Source organism: Nonomuraea sp. NPDC004702 (assembly GCF_053601695.1).
In genome coordinates this window covers 60,590-75,992 of the sequence record NZ_JBSGCE010000027.1, presented here as the reverse complement: position 1 = coordinate 75,992, position 15,403 = coordinate 60,590, and the positions used below count along the sequence as shown (strand labels likewise).

The window sequence follows — 15,403 nt, the reverse complement described above, 5'->3', positions numbered from 1 at the left end:
CCAGGTGCGTCGCAGGTCGTTCCCAGGTCTGCGCCACGGGCGTTCGCCGAGCATGGGAGCTGTCACCCGGACCACTCTGACAGGAGACGGACATGCCGGTTTCCACCACCGCTGTCCCCGCCGGACGGGCGCTCGGCCCGGTGCTGCTCGGCGGGGTCGGTGTCCTGCGCGCCATGGACGTGATCGGCGCCCTCATGGCGGTCGCCGCCGGGCTCAACCCGACGTTCCTGGACGCCCTCGCCCCCAGGCGGCGCCGCTGCCGATGATGGCCGGGCAGCGGGTCTACCAGATCGCCCTGGTCTCGGCGCACCTCGCGGTGGCCGTCGTGGCGGCGCTCAGGCTGGCCGGACTGCTCCGCCGGCCCGCGCGCTCCTGACGTCGTCCTGGTGGGCGGCCTAGTGGGCAGCCTCGTACTTCTCGACCACCGAGGCGGCGATGCGGCCGCGCTCGCTGACGGGCAGGCCGTTGGCCTTGGCCCACTGCCGGATCTCCGAAGACTTCTCCCGGCTCAACGCGCGGCTGCCGGTGACGGCCGCCCGGCGCCCGCGCCCACCGCGATCCACGCGAACAGGACGGGCCTTCACGATGAAGGGCGCCAGTGCTTTCCGCAGCGCGTCCGCCTTCTCCTCATGAAGGTCAATCTCGTAGCTGCTGCCATCGAGTGCAAAGACGACGGTCTCATGAGCCTCCCCACCGTCTACATCGTCGATGAGAATCTCTTGAATCTGCTTAGCCATGGTGGCACTCCATGCTCGATACGGTTGTTGCGTACTGTAGCGCCCTTCAGTAGCGTGCGGGCAACTTAGCTCGGCCCGGCGCCGGTGAACGCGGAGAACTCGCCGGGCACACCGCCTGTCAAACGCATTTCAAACGCGGCCGGAACCGCGCGTGCCCAGGGTGTCACGGCGGCCGCCTCACGTATCTCACCTGCGAATGCCCGGGTCATGTTCCAGGTCGCGGGGCGGGCGGGCGGTCGCGGCGGACACGGGGCCGCCCGGCGCGGGCACGCGGACGGGGCAGCCGCGGGAAGGCGGCGGCCAGGGCGGTGCGCATCTTATCGAAGATGAATTCAAAGGTGTGCTTCAATGTGTCCGCGCCGCTCCCGCGTGCGCGCCGCCGTCGCTTCCCGGCTTCGGCACACGGTTTTCCGGCGCCCCGCGAGCTGTGCGCCGGCGGGGCCCTATGGCGTCAACTCCGGGCAAGGCGTAGAAGTGCAAGGGCGAATGCGACGGGCCCGGCCGTCTTCCGCCCTTTTGTTTCTGACCGATTTATCGGGCGGGGCGGCCGAACCACTCCGTGACGCGGCGGAGGGCGGCGTCCGGGCCGTCGAGGTCGAGCAGGAGCTCGGGGGCTGCGAGCGCGGCCACCTCCTCGAAGGCGTCCTGATGACAGGTCAGCCGCCAGCCGGGCCAGCGCTCGGCCGGCCGCGACGGGGGCAGCGAGCAGTCCAGCGACCACCAGTCGAGCGTTCGGGCGGCGGCGTCGAGGTGCACGCCGTTCCAGGGGACGGCCTCCAGCGCCGCGAAGGGCGTCGCCCGCTCCTGGGGGCTCAGCAGGGCGGCGGGGCCGGCGAGCAGCACGCGCGCCAGGCCGGTGCCCCACCAGCCGGCGAACGACAGCCTCCCGGTGGTGTCCCGTACGGCCACGAGGGTGTCGGCGACCACCGACAGGTCGTCGTCCTCCGCCGGGCCCTGACCCCATTGCGGCGGCAGCGGCGCCGGCGGGTCGTCGAGGCCGGCGACGGTGTCGTAGCCGAGCCCGAGGTGCTCCATGACCTCGTGGAGGCCGCGGGCCGCCCACTTCACCGTCCAGCCGGGCCACCGCGCGGCGAGCAGGCCCAGCCACGCCCGGATCTCCGGCACGGACGTGCGCCACACGGGCCCGCGGATCTCCAGGGAGCAGTGGACGAGCAGCAGGCGGCGGGACACGTCCAGCACGGCCACGGCCTGCCAGCGCACCGCGTCGCCCCAGCCGAGGGCGTGGCCGTGCTCCTGCTCGCGCACGAAGGCGGCCAGCCGGTCGGGGCCGCGCAGCAGGTCGCCGTAGAAGGTGCCCGCGCCGCCCCAGCGTGACCAGACCCGATGGCCGCCCGCGTCGACGATCACGTAGTGCGCGTGCTCGGTGCCCATGCCGCCCAACCTAGCCCGCGCCCGGCCGGGGCGGCCTCCAGCTGATCCGTGGCGGGACGGGCCGGGGCTCGTGACAATGGGCCCATGCGCTACCTGGATGCGGCGGACCCGCTGGCGGTGTCGGCGGCGGCGGCCGTGCGGCTCGGCGACCTCGACGGCGTACGGCGTCTGCTGTCCGGGCATCCCGGGCTGGCCCGCGTCCGGCTGGGCGAGGCGGGCGGGGTGTCCCGGACCCTCCTGCACGTCCTCACCGACTGGCCGGGCCACGTGCCGGGCGGTCCCGCCCTGGTACGGGAGCTGGTGGCGGCCGGGGCCGAGGTGGACGCCCGCTTCGCCGGCCCGCACGCCGAGACGCCGCTGATGTGGGCCGCGAGCTGCGACGACGTCCCCGTGCTCGACGCCCTGCTGGACGCCGGGGCCGACGTCGAGGCCACCGGCGCGGTGATCGGCGGCGGCACGGCGCTGTCGGACGCGTGCGCCTTCGCCCAATGGGACGCCGCCCGCCGCCTCGTCGAGCGCGGCGCGTCCGCCCGGTTGTGGGAGGCCGCGGCCCTCGGGCTCATGGACCGGGTCGCGGCGGCGTTCGAGGCCGGGACGCCGTCGCGGGCGGAGGTGACGCAGGGGTTGTGGGCGGCCTGCCACGGCGGGCAGTCGCAGGCCGCGGCGTTCCTCCTGGAGCGCGGCGGCGACCTCGGCTGGGTGGGCTACGACGAGCTGACCCCGCTGGACGCCGCCCGCCGCGCCGGCGCCGACGACCTGGTGTCCTGGCTCACGGCACGCGGCGCCCGCCCAGGCCCCCGGCACCCCGCAGGCTGACCCCCGCTCAGGGCCTCGCGTCGCGCGCGGTCTCGGTGGCGCGGGTGAGGAGGGCGCGGCGTTCCTGGTCGCTGTGGGCGACGGCGGCGGCCCGCCGGAACAGCGCCGCCGCGCGGGCCGGGTCGCCGTCGCGGGCGGTGAGGTCGGCCTCGGCGGCGATGGCCAGCGGATGGCCGTCGAGCTCGGCGCGGGAGCGCTCCAGCAGCGCGAGCCCGGCCCGCGGCCCGTGGGCGTACCCGTGCGCGACGGCCCGGTTCAGCTCCACCACGGGCGTGGGGTGGAGCAGGGCCAGCTCGTCGTAGCAGCGGGCGATCCGCGACCAGTCGGTGCCGGGCAGCGAGGACGCCGTGGCGTGGCAGGCGGCGATGCGGGCCTGGAGCCCGTACGGGCCGCCGCCCTCGACCGCGGCCAGCAGGGCGAGCCCCTCGCCGATCGCGGCCCGGTCCCAGCGGGAGCGGTCCTGCCGGTCGAGGGGCACCAGGTCGCCGGCGGCGTCGCGGCGGGCGTCCCGGCGGGAGTGCTGCAGGAGGAACAGCGCCAGCAGCGCCGTCACCTCCTCCTGCTCCGGCATGAGCCGCCGCAGCAGCCGCGCCAGCCGGATCGCCTCCTCGGCGAACGCGGGCTCGCCGCCGGCGTCGTACCCCTGCGTGAACAGCAGGTAGAGGACGGCCAGCACCCCGGGCAGCCGCTCGGCCAGCGCCGCCCCCTGCGGCACCCGGTACGGGATGCCCGCCTCGGCGATCTTCCGCTTCGCCCTGGTCAGCCGCCGGGTCATCGCCGACTCGGTGACCAGGAAGGCGCGGGCGAGGTCGGCCGTGGGCACGCCGCAGATCGTCCGCAACGTCAGCGCCACCCGCGACTCCAGGGCCAGCGCCGGATGGCAGCACGTGAAGACGAGCCGCAGCCGGTCGTCCACGACCTCCTCCTCCCGCCCGTCCCCGGGCCCGTCCTGGACGGTCAGGGCCAGCGCCGCCAGCTCGGCCAGCTTGCGGCGCTCGATCGAGACGCGGCGCAACGCGTCGATCGCGCGGTTGCGCGCCACCGTCATGAGCCAGCCGCCCGGGTTGGACGGCACGCCCTCCTCCGGCCACCGCCGCACGGCCAGCGCCAGCGCCTCCTGGGCGCAGTCCTCGGCGAGGGTCCAGTCGCCGGTGACCCGGATGAGGGCGGCGACGATCCGCGGGTACGCCTCCGCCGCCGCCTCCTCCAGGTGCCGTCTCACTGCTCGAAGTCGGCGAACGGTCGCAGCTCCAGCCGTCCGTGCCTGGCCATCGGGTGGCTGCGGGCGACCTCGACCGCCTCGTCGAGGTCGGCGCATTCGAGCAGGTCGAAGCCCACGATCACCTCTTTGGTCTCGGCGAACGGCCCGTCGGACAGGACCAGCTCGCCGCGGCGCACCCGCACGGTGGTCGCGGCCGACTCCGGCGCCAGCACCGCGCCGCGCACCCGCCGCCCGCGGGCGTCGTTCTCGGCCACCCACGCCTCGACGTCGGGCAGGTTCTCCAGGTCGGTGTCGGGCTCGGTGTCGGTGCAGACGAACATCATGTACTTCATCTCGCGCTCCTCGTTTGGACGGCGTCTCACCATGGTGACGAACGGGACCGACGGAACCGGACGTCGTCCGCCGAGATTTCTTTCGCGGAGAGAGAAGGGTCAGGCCGGCACGACGCGGCGCGCGTCCAGGCGGCCGGCCCCGCGACGGGCCCGCAGGTCGAGCGTCAGCAGCGAGCCGAGCCCGGTCTGCTCCAGGACGACCTCGTCGCAGAGCTGCTGGATGACCCACAGGCCGTACCCGTGGGAGGCGGTCGGGTCGAGGCGGGCCGAGGCCAGGTGCTCGTGGGTGAGCCGGCCGGCGACGTCGAGGATCTCGACGATCACGCCGTCGGCGCCGCCGCGGGAGGTCACCATGCCCGTCCGGCCGCCGTGGTCCAGCACGTTGGTGACCGCCTCGTTGACCGCCACCACCAGGTCCTCCAGCCGGTCGGCGGGCAGCCCGCAGTGGCGGCCGTGGACGCGGATCAGGTCCCTGATGAGGGCAAGGTCAGTGCTGATGGGGCACTGGAGCTCGAACTGAAGGGTCATGATCGTCTCGCGTGGCGGGGTCGGATGGGGTGGCGGGCCAGTCTCCAGCTTTCCCGCCGGCGGCCACTCAAACGTGTACCGCCGCCGTTCGCAAGTCGGCGGCATGAGGGGCGCAGGACCGGGTAGCGCCATAAGTGCAGAAACTTCCGGCACGCCCACGGTCCCCAGACGAACCCGGAGGCTGACGAATGCGGCATGGCGACGGCGACCAGAGCACGGGCATCGACCATCGCAAGGGGAGCGGCCAGATCACGGCAAGCGGTGGGCTGGGCAGGGCCGCGCTGTGGCCGGCCTCGGTGCTGACCGCGGCGGTGACCGCCGACCTGCTGCGGCGCCGGTTCGCGCCGGCCCGGCTGCGGCTGGCGGAGGCCGCGAGCGGGCTGCTCGAACGTACGGGCGTGCGGCCGGCCAGGCCGCGCCTCACCGACCGGGAGCGGCTGGACCGCCAGTTGCTGACCTGGCGCCAGGCACATCCGGAGACCCCGTGGCCCACCGGCCGCATGGGCCCGGCCGGGACCGGCGGCGGCTGACCGGGCTCCCGCCAAGGATCTGCGGGCACCCGGAACAGCCGGGCCCTCCGCGGGCGGCCGGGTCATCTCGGGCCTCTCGCGGGCTGCGCGAGCCTGGGTCGGGTAGGGCCCCGTAGGGTCTGCGGGCGGCCGGGTCAGGTGGGGCCGGCGGCGCTCCGGCGGGCCGTCTCGGCGATCGCCTGGAGCGCGTCGAGGTGCCCGGCCAGTGCGCGGCGGCCCTCCTGGGTCAGCGAGAGCCACGTGCGGGGGCGCTTGCCGACGTAACCCTTGCGCACGTGCACGTAACCGGCCTCCTGCAGGGCGGAGACGATCCGGCTGACGCTGGCGTCGGAGATCTCGGCGTAGTCGCGGACCGTGGCGAACTCCGCCTCCAGCGCGCCCGACAGGAACGCCATGACGGTCAGCCGGGTGGGATGCTGGATGACCTCGTCCAGCCGGGGGTCAGCGGGCATGGCCGTCCAGTGCCGTGACCGCCCACAACGCGGCCCCGCCGAGCACGGCGGCGCACACCGCGCCCGCGCCCTGCCCGAACGGGATGGCGGCGAGCCAGCCCAGACCGTAGACGGCGGCGGGGCCGAGCTGGTTCATCAGCCGGCGGGGGAGCGGGCCGCCCGGCATGGTGACGACCCCGCCGCGGCTGATCACCGCCGCGTGCACGGCCAGGAAGGCCAGCAGGGCCACGATCCCCGCCACCATCACCGGCACCTGCTGCGCCCAGGGCCCGGTGAGCAGCCCGAAGCCGACCGCGAACAGCAGCCCGCGCGCCGGGGCGAACCAGCCGGGGGCGGCCGGCCGCGAACGGGCCGCCGCCCGCGCCGCCTCGGCCGCCTGCAACGCCTGACGGGCGGCGTGGGCGTCGACGTGATCGCGCATGGGACCTCCTCGGTAGAAGTACTTTCACCGTAGCATCTACTTTTGCCTCGCAAAAGTGCATCAGCCGGTTCCCTAACTGTCGGACGCCGACATGTGTGACGTTCGCCCGGTGACCACCAGGAACGCCGCGCACAACGGCACCCTCGCCTCCGGAACCACCACCACCGGCCCCGGCCTCCAGGCGACCCGCCCGGACGGCGACACCGCGCTCCCGTCCGGGTACGCCTGCGCCTGACGGCCGCCGCGCCTACGCCTGGCCCGCGTGCAGGTGGGAGCGCTCGCCGTCGTGGTCGAAGATGGTGAGCAACTCCACCGGCCCGTCGTGGGCGCCGACGGCGTGCGGGGTCATGGTCGAGAACTCGGCCGCGTCGCCCGCCGGCACCAGGACGGTCCGCTCGCCCAGCACCAGGCGGGCCGTCCCGGACAGGACGGTGAACCACTCGCGCCCCGGATGCGCCTGCGGTTCGAGCGGCCGGTCGGGGGTGATGCGCATCTTGGCCACCGTGACGCCGTGCAGCGAACGTTCCCGGGACAGCAGCCACACGGTCATCCCCGGGTGGTCGCAGGGCAGCGGCCGGATCACCACGTCGTCGTCCTCGGTGGACTCGACGAGCTGGTCGAGCGTCGTGCCGAGGGCCCGCGCGATGGGGACGAGCTGGTCGAGGGCGATCCGGCGGTGGCCGGTCTCGATGCGGCTCAGGTTGGACGGGCTCAGCCGGCACCGCGCGGCCAGGGCGTCGAGCGACCAGCCCCGGGCCAGCCGCAGGCCGCGGATGCGCCGCCGGACCACGGCGTCCAGGTCGACTTCTTGCGTCATAGGCAAGAGTGTATGCCGCACACGCAGGAGCCCCTTACGGTGAAGCCATGGAAGGACATCACCACCACGAACATCACCATGGCGACGAATCAGCCCTGGCGGACCTTCTCGACCTGGACGCCGAAGTGCTCGGGCCTTTCCTGGACGAGCTGACCGCCTGGGTCGGCGAGCAGGCCGACCGCACCCCGCGCACGGTCGCCGACCTGGGCGCCGGCACCGGAACCGGCACGCTGGCCCTGGCCCGGCGGTTCCCCGCCGCCGACATCGTCGCGGTCGACCGGTCGCCGCTCATGCTCGACCGCCTGCGCGCGGCGGCGCGCGGCCAGGGGCTGGGGGAGCGGGTGCGCGTGCTCCAGGCCGACCTGGACGCGGCCCTGCCGCCGCTCGGCACGCCGGACCTGGTGTGGGCGGCGGCGTCGCTGCACCACGTCGAGGACCCGGCGCGGCTGCTCCGCGAGGTGCACGCCGCGCTGCCCCCCGGCGGACTGCTGGCGGTCGTCGAGATGGACGGCATGCCGCGCCTGCTGTCCGACGACGCCGGGGCGGCGCTGGAGGCGCGCTGCCGGGAGGCGCTGGCGGGCAGCGGCCCGGACCCGTACCCGGACTGGGGGCCGGTCCTGGCGGCGGCCGGGTTCGAGGTGGCCGCGCGGCGCGACTTCCCGATCGAGGTGCGTCCGGCGCCGCCGGGGGCCGTCCGCTACGCGCGGGCGGTGCTGAGCGGCTACCGGTCGCGGCTCGCCGGGCACCTGGCCGCCGACGACCTGGCCGCCCTCGACCGGCTGCTCTCCGCCGACTCGCCGGAGTCCCTCCGACGCCGCGAGCTCGTCGTGCGCGGCACCCGGACCGCCTGGGCGGCCCGCCGTCCCTGACCCTGGGGAGCCCGGGTGTTGCCAGCGGGACCGATACGTTGGGATGCGTGACGACTGCTCCCTTTGGCGCCCCCCAGGTCGTTCGTCCGGAGGCGTCCAGGCTCGCCTGGCTGGACGCCCTGCGTGGCGTCGGCGCGCTCGCCGTCGTCGGCGAGCACCTGACCACCTGGGCCATGCCCTGGCTGCGCCCGACCTTCTTCAACCTGGGCGTGTACGGCGTCCTGGTGTTCTTCCTGGTCAGCGGCTACATCATCCCGTCGTCACTGGAACGGCACGGCGACGTGCGGGCCTTCTGGATCGGCCGCGCCTTCCGCCTCTACCCGCTCTACCTCGCCGTCATCGCCGTGGTCCTGGCCCTGTCCTGGTGGATCCCGGTACGCGCCGAGGTGCCCAGGGACGCCTCCTCGGCCGCGGCGCACGCCACGATGCTGCTGGACGTCGTCGGCGTCGCCGGGGTGATGAACACGATGTGGACGCTCTCCTACGAGATGGTCTTCTACCTGATGGTCACCGCCCTGTTCGTGACCGGCGTCCGCGACCGGCGCGGCCTGGTCGCCGTCGCGTTCGGGGTGACCGCGGTCGTGGCGGGCCTCGCGCTGAGCGCGGCGCCGCTGACCGGCGGCTGGCTGTCGTGGGTGTCGTTCGCGGTGTTCGCCGCCGGGCTGGCCGGCGTCGTCTCCGGCCGGCTGCGCAACGTGGCGGCGTGCGCGCTCGGCGTCATGGCCCTGGCCCTGCTGCTGCTGAGCAGCCGCGTCCCGTGGTTCGGGGCGGCGATCCTCGCGGTCATGTTCACCGGCACGGCGATCCGCCGGTGGGAGAGCGGCCAGGGTTCCCTGTGGCCGGTGGCCCTGGCCGCCTCGCTGGTGACGGTCGCCCCCGTCTGGGCGCTCAGCGCCGGGTGGTGGTGGGTGCAGCCGGACGTGTGGGGCACGACCGTCGTCCTGGCCGGGCTCACGTTCGCGGCCGGTCTGGCCTGGCGGGCCCGCCGGGTGCCCGCCGTGCTCACCTGGCTCGGGCTGATGAGCTACTCCCTCTACCTGGTGCACCTGCCGGTGCTCCTCGTGGTGATGGAGGTGGCGGGGGAGATGCGCTGGTCGCCGCTGCCCCTGCAGATCGGCGTCAGCGTGCTCTTCCTCGCCCTCGTGCTGCCGGGCAGCCGGCTGACCTACCGTTTCCTCGAACGCCCGATGCAGCGGCTCGGCCGCCGCCTGACCGCCTCCTAGGAGCTCCTACCGGCGCGGGTCGAGCACGAGCTTGCCGGTCGTACGCCGTTCCCTGAGCTCCGCGTGCACCTGCCGCACCTCCGACATCGGACGGTCCCCGCCCACGATCACCCGCAGCTCGCCCGCGATCACCTGCGCCGCCATCTCCGCGTACGCCCCGGCCAGGACGGCGGGCCGCTGGAAGGCGTTGAGCAGCCAGAAGCCGCTGACGGTCGCCGAGCGGGGCTGGAGCGCGCGCGGCGAGACCGGCTGCGGCTCCACCCCGCCCGCCATCCCGTAGAAGGCCAGCCGGCCGAACGGCGCCAGCGCCGCCAGGCTCTGGTCGGTGACCCGGCCGCCGGTCATCTCCAGGACCACGTCCACGGGCTCGCCGCCGTTGGCGGCGCGCAGCGCCGCGGTGAGGTCGTCGGCGGCCGGGTCGACGGCGGCGTCCGCGCCCAGCGACAGGGCGAGCTCCCGCTTGGCGGGCGTGCTCGCCGAGGCGATCACCCGGCCCGCGCCCGCCGCCTTGGCGAGCTGCACCGCCAGCGAGCCGACGCCGCCCGCCGCCGCGTGCACGACCACGCTCTCCCCGGCCTGGACCCGGCCGGTGTGGCGGACCAGCCACCACGCGGTCAGCCCCTGGGCCAGCAGGGCCACCGCCGCGACGTCGTCGAGCTCCTCGGGCACCGGGAAGGCGGACGCCTCCGGGATCGCGGCCTTCTCGGCGTAGCCGCCGCGCTCCAGCATGGCGGCCAGGCGGCGGCCGTCGGCGGTCCTGCCGACCACCTCGCCGCCCGGGACGACCGGCAGCGTGGTCGCGGCCAGGTAGGCGTTCTCGCGCATCAGCGTGTCGGCGAAGTTCACGCCGCAGCGCGAGACGTCCACGACGACCTGGCCGGGGCCGGGCCGCGGCTCGTCCACCTCCCGCACCCGCACGACCTCGGGACCGCCGAACTCGGTGATCTGCACGGCTCGCATGGCAACTCCAATGGAATCCAGTTTCAAATGGTACTGAGTACCATAAGGGACGCCGTCCATAAGCGCTAGACTGGGCCCGTGACCGAGCCCTCCCTGCGCGACCGCAAGCGACAGCGAGCCCGCGACGAGATCATCGAGGCGGCCTACCGGCTCTTCGCCGAGCGCGGCTACGACGAGGTGACGGTCGCCGACATCGCCGAGCGCGCCGAGGTGGGCCGCACCACGTTCTTCCGCTACTTCGGCGACAAGCAGGAGGTCGTCTTCGCGGGGGAGCACGACTGGCTCGACGGCCTGGCCGCCCACCACCGCGAGCTGCGCGGCGACCGCCCGCCCGGCCTGCCCGAGGCGCTTGCCCAGGTGCGCGAGCTCACCCTCGCCCTGTGCGCCAGGGCCACCCTCGACCCCGGCCGCTACGTCCTGCGCGAACGGCTGATCGCCGATCATCCCGAGCTCGGCGACCGCACGGCGCGCAAGCAGCGCCGCTTCGCCGAGACGATGACCGAGATCCTGCGCGAGCACGGCGCCACCCCCGAGACGGCGGCCCTGGCCCCGCAGCTCGCGCTGGCCTGCTACACCGCCGGCCGCGCCGTCGCCGGCGACGACCCGGCGGCGCTGGCCCCGAGCGTGGCCGCGGCCTTCGACCGGCTCGGCCTCCTCCCGCCCGCCGCCTGACCCGGCGCCCGCCGCCCGGCCCGGCGCCCGCCGCCCGGCCCGGTGCCCGGCCCCTTCGCACGCCCGGCTCAGCGCACGTGCACGCCGATCAGGCAGGTGTCGTCGTCGGTGTCGGAGTTGCAGTGGGTGAGCAGGTCGTCGAGCCGGTGGTCGAGGGTCGCGGCGGTCCGCGAGGCGACGGCCAGCAGCCGGTCCTGGGCGTGGCGCAGATTGTGGTCGCGCCGCTCGATCAGGCCGTCGGTGTAGAGCAGCAGCGTGTCGTCGGCCTCCAGCTGCAGCCGCCCCTCCTCGTAGACGGCGTCGGCGAACGCGCCGAGCAGTGGCCCCTTGACCATCGGCAGCTCGGTGCCCTGGGCGCCGCGCAGCAGGATCGGCGGCAGGTGCCCGGCCCTGGCCCAGCGCAGGACGCGGGTGGCGGGGTCGTACAGGCCGCAGATCGCGGTCGCCGTCATGCGGTCGGCCAGGTGCCGGGCGACCAGGTTGAGCCAGCTCAGCAGCCGGGCCGGGCCCGCGCCGGTGGCGGCCAGGCCGCGCAGCGCGTTGCGCAGCACCACCAAGCCCGTGGCGGCCTCGACGCCGTGCCCGGCCACGTCGCCCACCGACAGCAGGATGCGCTCCGACGGCAGCACGACCGCGTCGTACCAGTCGCCGCCGACCAGGTCCTCCTTCTGCGCCGGACGGTAGCGGACCGAGATGCGCAGCCCGAAGGAGTCCATGCGGCCGTGCGCGGGCGGCATGATGGCGTGCTGGAGTTGCAGGGCCAGGCGGTTGCGCTCGGCGGACTGCCGTTCGGTGTGGGCCAGCCGGTCGCGGGTCACGGCCAGCGCGACCTCCGTCCAGTGCTGGGGCGAGACGTCCTGGTAGGCCCCCCGCAGCCCGGCCAGCCGGCCGTCGGGGGCGAACACCGGCTCGGCCACCACGCGCAGATGGCGGGCCACCCCGTCGGGCCGTTCGAGCCGGAACGCCGTCGCGGCCGGCCGCCGGTGATGCAGCACCGTGCGCAGGAAGAGGCCCACGGCCACCTCGTCGTCGCGGTGCACGTGGTCGCGCAGGCGCTCCAGCGGGACCGGCCGGGCGTCCGGCGGCAGGCCGTACAGGGAGAACATCTGGGCGTTCCACATGATCTCGCCGGTGAGCGCGTTCTCCTCGAAGCCGCCGATCCGGCCCAGACGCTGGGCGTGCTCAAGAAGGCGGGCCTGGTCGTCGTGGTCGCGCCGGACGAGCAGCACGCTTCCGCCGTGGCGGGTGATGCTCACCTCGGCCGTGGAGGCCGCGGTGAAGGGCATGTCGGCGGCGCGGAACGGCTCGCCGGTGGCGTGCACGTGCTCGATCCTGGCCAACAGCTCCCCGGCCGCGAACGGGTACGCCTCCAGCAGCAGCCCGCCCGCCCGCACCGCCGACGACCCGTTGGCGTGGTGGACGCGGAAGTCGGCGATGTGCCCCTGCGGGTCGAGGTGCGGCACCAGGACGAGCGCCGGGTCGGACAGGGAGTCGGCCAGGGCGGCCAGCTCGGCCAGGGCGGCGCCGGCGCGCGCGGGCGGCCCGGGGGAGTTCAGGGTCAGGGCGCACAGGTCGGCCAGCGCCTCGATCTGCCGTTCCATCCTGGGCGTGGGTTCGGGACAGTCGCCCGGCCAGCAGATCTCCAGGACGCCGAGCACCCGTCCGCCCAGCCGGGCCAGCGCGGTGACGCGGCCGCCGGTCAGCTGGTGGCGGCCGATCGAGGGCGGCCCCTGCGTGGTGTGCCACAGCGTGCGGCGTTCGATCAGCGTGCTGGTGGCGGGCGTGACCAGGCCCGGCGGGACCTGCCGCCAGAGCCCGGCCTCCTCGGCGCTGAAGCCCGCGTGCCCGGCCAGCGTCAGCGACGTGTCCGGCCCGGCCGCCCACACCGCGACCGCCGTCGCGCCGATCGGCAGCAGGGCCGTCTCCAGCACGGCGTGGGCCGCCGCCTGCACGTCCGTGGCGCCGAGCGCGGCGCTCTCGGCCGTGCGCAGCCGCACCGCGGCCGCCGCGTGCCCGGCGGACGGCTCCGGACCGCCGTCGAGCCCGGCGGCGCCGGTCAGGGACGCGTCGGCGATGGGGTCGTCGGCGGCCCGGTTGACGACGTCGGCCGCCAGCTCGGCCAGCGGCCGTCCGGTCCTGGCCGCGAGCGTGGCGAGCTGGTCGGCGGCCTGCGCCGGGGCGCAGCGCAGGCGTTCGACCAGGATGCCCTTCGCCAGCTCGACCAGCGCGCGGTCGTCGGCGGCGCGGCGGACCTCGTGCAGCTCGGCGCGCAGGCGTTCGACGGTCGCGGCCAGCCTGGCCAGGCCCGTCTCCTCGGCTGAACTCCCCATGGCGCGACTCCTCACCGCGTCGCCTGCGCCCAGACGCCTGCTAGCCCCGAAGTTAGCCGAGAATGCCCCCGCGCGCCGCCCGTCACACAGAACGTTCCGCGGCGGCCCTGGCGGCGGCCACCGCCTCCTCGACGGTGTCGTGCACGGGGAGGTGCCCGAGCACCCCGGTGATGTCCAGCAGCCGGGCGGGCAGGGGCTGCACGGCGGCCAGGCGCACCGCGCCCGACCTCCTGAGCTGGTCGGTGGCGAAGGCCAGCAGGACGTGCAGGCCCGAGCTGTCCACGAACGGCACCCGGGCCAGGTCGAACACGACCTGGTGACCGGGCTCCGGACGATCTCGCAGGAAGCTCTCGAACTGGGCGCGGTTGGTGGCGTCGAGCTCGCCGGACACCACGATCACGGTGACGCCCGGCTGCTCCCGGCGCAGGAGCGTCAGCGGCGGCATCGCCGCTGCCCACCGCGCCTCGGGCGCGACGCGACCGGCGGCGGAGGGGCGCCACCCGGCGCCCGGTGATGACCGGCCCCGGCGCAGGCCGGGTGTGTCGAGAAGCCGCGTCCCGCGGGGGGCGGAGCAGTCACGCAAGCAGAATAGCCTCCCGGGGTCGCCGGGGACATCCCGTCAGTGACCGTGACCGTGGCCGACGAACGCGCCCGCCGGCCTGCCGGGCGGGACGAGCCCGAGCGAGATCACCGCCGCCGCCCCCGCGACGACCGCGCACAGCACGAGCCCCGAGGTGAAGCCGCCGGCCCCCGCGCCCGGCACCAGGCTGGACGCGGCGACCGTGGACACCACGGCCACCCCGATCGAGCCGCCCAGCTCGTGGAAGGTGTTGATCACCCCGGAGGCGACGCCGTTCTCGCCGGGCGGGACGTTGGCCATCGTCGTGGTGGTGGCGGTCACGAACGCCGGCCCGATCCCCACGGCGGCCAGCACGAAGCCCGGCACCAAGGTGGTGAACGCGCCCGCCTCGGGGGAGACCCGCGTCATCAGCGCCGCTCCCGCGGCGGTCAGCAGGAACGACGCCACGGCCACCGGCCGGCCCCCGACCTTGCCGATGAGACGGCCGCCGAGGTGCGCGCCGAGCGTGATGGCGACGGCGACGGGCAGGAACGTGAGCCCGGTCCGCAGGGGGCTGTAGCCCAGGACGTGCTGCAGGTAGAGGGAGCTGAGGAAGAACAGGCCCAGCATCAGTCCGGTGGCGACCAGCATGACGAACGCGCCCGAGACGACGGGCCGCCTGGCCAGGGTCTCGACCCGCATGAGCGGCGCCCGTACCGACCGCTCGACCAGCACGAACGCGACATAGGACAGGGCGGCCCCGGCCAGCGGCAGCACGGTTCCCGCGGCGCCCCAGCCGCCGTCGCCGGCGGAGACCAGCCCGTAGATCAGCAGCGCGGTCGCCAGCGTGACGAGCAGCGCGCCCCCGACGTCGACCCGGCCGCCGCGCGGGGCGTCGTCCCTGACGCGGACGGGGACGACGCGGGGGACGGCGGCCAGCACCAGCAGACCGACGGGGACGTTCACGTAGAACACCCACATCCAGCCGGGGCCGTCGGTCAGGACGCCGCCGAGCAGCACGCCGATCGCCGCGCCCGAGCCGCCGATGGCCGCCCACACGGCGAGCGCGCGGGCCCGGCGCTCGCCCTGGAAGACGGTGGTGACGACGGCCAGGGCCGCGGGGGACAGCAGCGCCGCGCCGACCCCCTGGACGGCCCGCCCGGCGATGAGCGTGCCGCCGTCGCCGGCCAGGCCGCACACAAGCGAGGCCGCGGTGAACAGCGCCAGCCCGGCCAGCAGCGTGCGGCGGGGGCCGAGCGCGTCGGCGAGCCGCCCGCCGAGGACCATCAGGCCGCCGAAGCACAGCGTGTACGTGGTCACCACCCAGGTCAGCGCCTCCCGGCCGAGCGCGAGGTCGGCGCCGATGGTGGGCAGGGCCACCTGGACGACGGTGATGTCGATGATCAGCATGAACTGCGCCAGGCACAACAACGCCAGCACCGCCCAGCCCTTGCTCTGTGCGGGCGCGGCAGCCCGCGTCCCGACGTGATGACTCATCCCAGGTCTCCTTAACTTGTACACTGGTGTTCAAGTTAAGCACAGC

At 75.1% G+C, this 15,403-nt stretch carries 19 protein-coding genes; 7 read left to right on the top strand and 12 right to left on the bottom strand.

Going from position 1 to position 15,403, the window contains the following annotated elements; translation table 11 throughout:
• Positions 1-92 precede the first annotated feature (92 nt).
• Complete coding sequence (locus ACWEJ6_RS29635; protein WP_452427953.1) at positions 93-266, top strand: hypothetical protein; 174 nt, start codon at positions 93-95, stop codon at positions 264-266.
• Between the two features lie 129 nt (positions 267-395).
• Here the strand turns inward: ACWEJ6_RS29635 and ACWEJ6_RS29630 are convergent, their stop codons facing one another.
• Both ACWEJ6_RS29630 and ACWEJ6_RS29625 read right to left on the bottom strand, forming a co-directional pair.
• Positions 396-737: a histone-like nucleoid-structuring protein Lsr2 gene (locus ACWEJ6_RS29630; RefSeq protein WP_352330153.1), complete on the bottom strand. Its 342-nt coding sequence runs from the start codon at positions 735-737 to the stop codon at positions 396-398.
• A gap of 531 nt (positions 738-1,268) precedes the next feature.
• Positions 1,269-2,129: a hypothetical protein gene (locus tag ACWEJ6_RS29625; protein WP_452427951.1), complete on the bottom strand. Its 861-nt coding sequence runs from the start codon at positions 2,127-2,129 to the stop codon at positions 1,269-1,271.
• A gap of 84 nt (positions 2,130-2,213) precedes the next feature.
• Here ACWEJ6_RS29625 and ACWEJ6_RS29620 point away from each other — a divergent pair, with 84 nt between their 5' ends.
• On the top strand, positions 2,214-2,945 hold the full coding sequence (locus ACWEJ6_RS29620; RefSeq protein ID WP_452427949.1) for an ankyrin repeat domain-containing protein: 732 nt from the start codon (positions 2,214-2,216) through the stop codon (positions 2,943-2,945).
• Positions 2,946-2,952: 7 nt separating this feature from the next.
• Here the strand turns inward: ACWEJ6_RS29620 and ACWEJ6_RS29615 are convergent, their stop codons facing one another.
• The 3 genes from ACWEJ6_RS29615 to ACWEJ6_RS29605 all read right to left on the bottom strand — a co-directional run bounded on the left by ACWEJ6_RS29615 (position 2,953) and on the right by ACWEJ6_RS29605 (position 5,027).
• Positions 2,953-4,167 carry an RNA polymerase sigma factor gene (locus tag ACWEJ6_RS29615; RefSeq protein WP_452427948.1) on the bottom strand — a complete coding sequence of 405 codons (1,215 nt, stop codon included), beginning with the start codon at positions 4,165-4,167 and terminating at the stop codon, positions 2,953-2,955.
• On the bottom strand, positions 4,164-4,499 hold the full coding sequence (locus ACWEJ6_RS29610; protein ID WP_452427946.1) for a YciI family protein: 336 nt from the start codon (positions 4,497-4,499) through the stop codon (positions 4,164-4,166). Before ACWEJ6_RS29610 ends, ACWEJ6_RS29615 begins: the two co-directional genes overlap by 4 nt.
• 99 nt (positions 4,500-4,598) lie before the next feature.
• Positions 4,599-5,027 (bottom strand): ATP-binding protein, encoded by a 429-nt coding sequence (locus ACWEJ6_RS29605; protein ID WP_387669633.1) that lies wholly within the window; start codon positions 5,025-5,027, stop codon positions 4,599-4,601.
• A gap of 188 nt (positions 5,028-5,215) precedes the next feature.
• Here ACWEJ6_RS29605 and ACWEJ6_RS29600 point away from each other — a divergent pair, with 188 nt between their 5' ends.
• Positions 5,216-5,557 carry a hypothetical protein gene (locus ACWEJ6_RS29600; protein WP_452427943.1) on the top strand — a complete coding sequence of 114 codons (342 nt, stop codon included), beginning with the start codon at positions 5,216-5,218 and terminating at the stop codon, positions 5,555-5,557.
• Between the two features lie 134 nt (positions 5,558-5,691).
• Here the strand turns inward: ACWEJ6_RS29600 and ACWEJ6_RS29595 are convergent, their stop codons facing one another.
• Together ACWEJ6_RS29595 and ACWEJ6_RS29590 are read right to left on the bottom strand one after the other, a co-directional pair.
• Entirely contained in the window at positions 5,692-6,009 is a 318-nt protein-coding gene (locus ACWEJ6_RS29595) for a winged helix-turn-helix domain-containing protein (RefSeq protein ID WP_452427941.1), read from the bottom strand.
• Complete coding sequence (locus ACWEJ6_RS29590; RefSeq protein WP_452427939.1) at positions 5,999-6,430, bottom strand: hypothetical protein; 432 nt, start codon at positions 6,428-6,430, stop codon at positions 5,999-6,001. Before ACWEJ6_RS29590 ends, ACWEJ6_RS29595 begins: the two co-directional genes overlap by 11 nt.
• Before the next feature lie 109 nt (positions 6,431-6,539).
• Between ACWEJ6_RS29590 and ACWEJ6_RS29585 the strand changes: the two genes are divergently transcribed.
• Positions 6,540-6,665 carry a hypothetical protein gene (locus ACWEJ6_RS29585; protein WP_452427937.1) on the top strand — a complete coding sequence of 42 codons (126 nt, stop codon included), beginning with the start codon at positions 6,540-6,542 and terminating at the stop codon, positions 6,663-6,665.
• Positions 6,666-6,677: 12 nt separating this feature from the next.
• On the opposite strand, the gene ACWEJ6_RS29580 is transcribed toward ACWEJ6_RS29585, so the two are convergent.
• On the bottom strand, positions 6,678-7,247 hold the full coding sequence (locus ACWEJ6_RS29580) for a cupin domain-containing protein (protein WP_387669628.1): 570 nt from the start codon (positions 7,245-7,247) through the stop codon (positions 6,678-6,680).
• A 47-nt stretch (positions 7,248-7,294) separates the two neighbouring features.
• Between ACWEJ6_RS29580 and ACWEJ6_RS29575 the strand changes: the two genes are divergently transcribed.
• Both ACWEJ6_RS29575 and ACWEJ6_RS29570 read left to right on the top strand, forming a co-directional pair.
• Positions 7,295-8,116, top strand: a complete 822-nt coding sequence (locus ACWEJ6_RS29575; protein ID WP_452427935.1) for a class I SAM-dependent methyltransferase — start codon at positions 7,295-7,297, stop codon at positions 8,114-8,116.
• 47 nt (positions 8,117-8,163) lie between these two features.
• Entirely contained in the window at positions 8,164-9,339 is a 1,176-nt protein-coding gene (locus ACWEJ6_RS29570) for an acyltransferase family protein (protein ID WP_452427933.1), read from the top strand.
• 6 nt (positions 9,340-9,345) lie between these two features.
• Here the strand turns inward: ACWEJ6_RS29570 and ACWEJ6_RS29565 are convergent, their stop codons facing one another.
• Positions 9,346-10,299, bottom strand: coding sequence for a quinone oxidoreductase family protein (locus tag ACWEJ6_RS29565; protein WP_452427931.1), 954 nt, complete (start codon positions 10,297-10,299; stop codon positions 9,346-9,348).
• A 78-nt stretch (positions 10,300-10,377) separates the two neighbouring features.
• Here ACWEJ6_RS29565 and ACWEJ6_RS29560 point away from each other — a divergent pair, with 78 nt between their 5' ends.
• Positions 10,378-10,971 (top strand): TetR/AcrR family transcriptional regulator, encoded by a 594-nt coding sequence (locus ACWEJ6_RS29560; RefSeq protein WP_452427929.1) that lies wholly within the window; start codon positions 10,378-10,380, stop codon positions 10,969-10,971.
• Between the two features lie 68 nt (positions 10,972-11,039).
• Here ACWEJ6_RS29560 and ACWEJ6_RS29555 read toward each other — a convergent pair whose 3' ends face one another.
• From ACWEJ6_RS29555 to ACWEJ6_RS29545, 3 genes are all read right to left on the bottom strand, one after another.
• Positions 11,040-13,301 (bottom strand): SpoIIE family protein phosphatase, encoded by a 2,262-nt coding sequence (locus ACWEJ6_RS29555; RefSeq protein WP_452427927.1) that lies wholly within the window; start codon positions 13,299-13,301, stop codon positions 11,040-11,042.
• 82 nt (positions 13,302-13,383) lie between these two features.
• Positions 13,384-13,746, bottom strand: a complete 363-nt coding sequence (locus tag ACWEJ6_RS29550) for an STAS domain-containing protein (protein WP_358286019.1) — start codon at positions 13,744-13,746, stop codon at positions 13,384-13,386.
• A gap of 174 nt (positions 13,747-13,920) precedes the next feature.
• Positions 13,921-15,357: an MFS transporter gene (locus ACWEJ6_RS29545; RefSeq protein WP_452427925.1), complete on the bottom strand. Its 1,437-nt coding sequence runs from the start codon at positions 15,355-15,357 to the stop codon at positions 13,921-13,923.
• Positions 15,358-15,403: the final 46 nt, after the last annotated feature.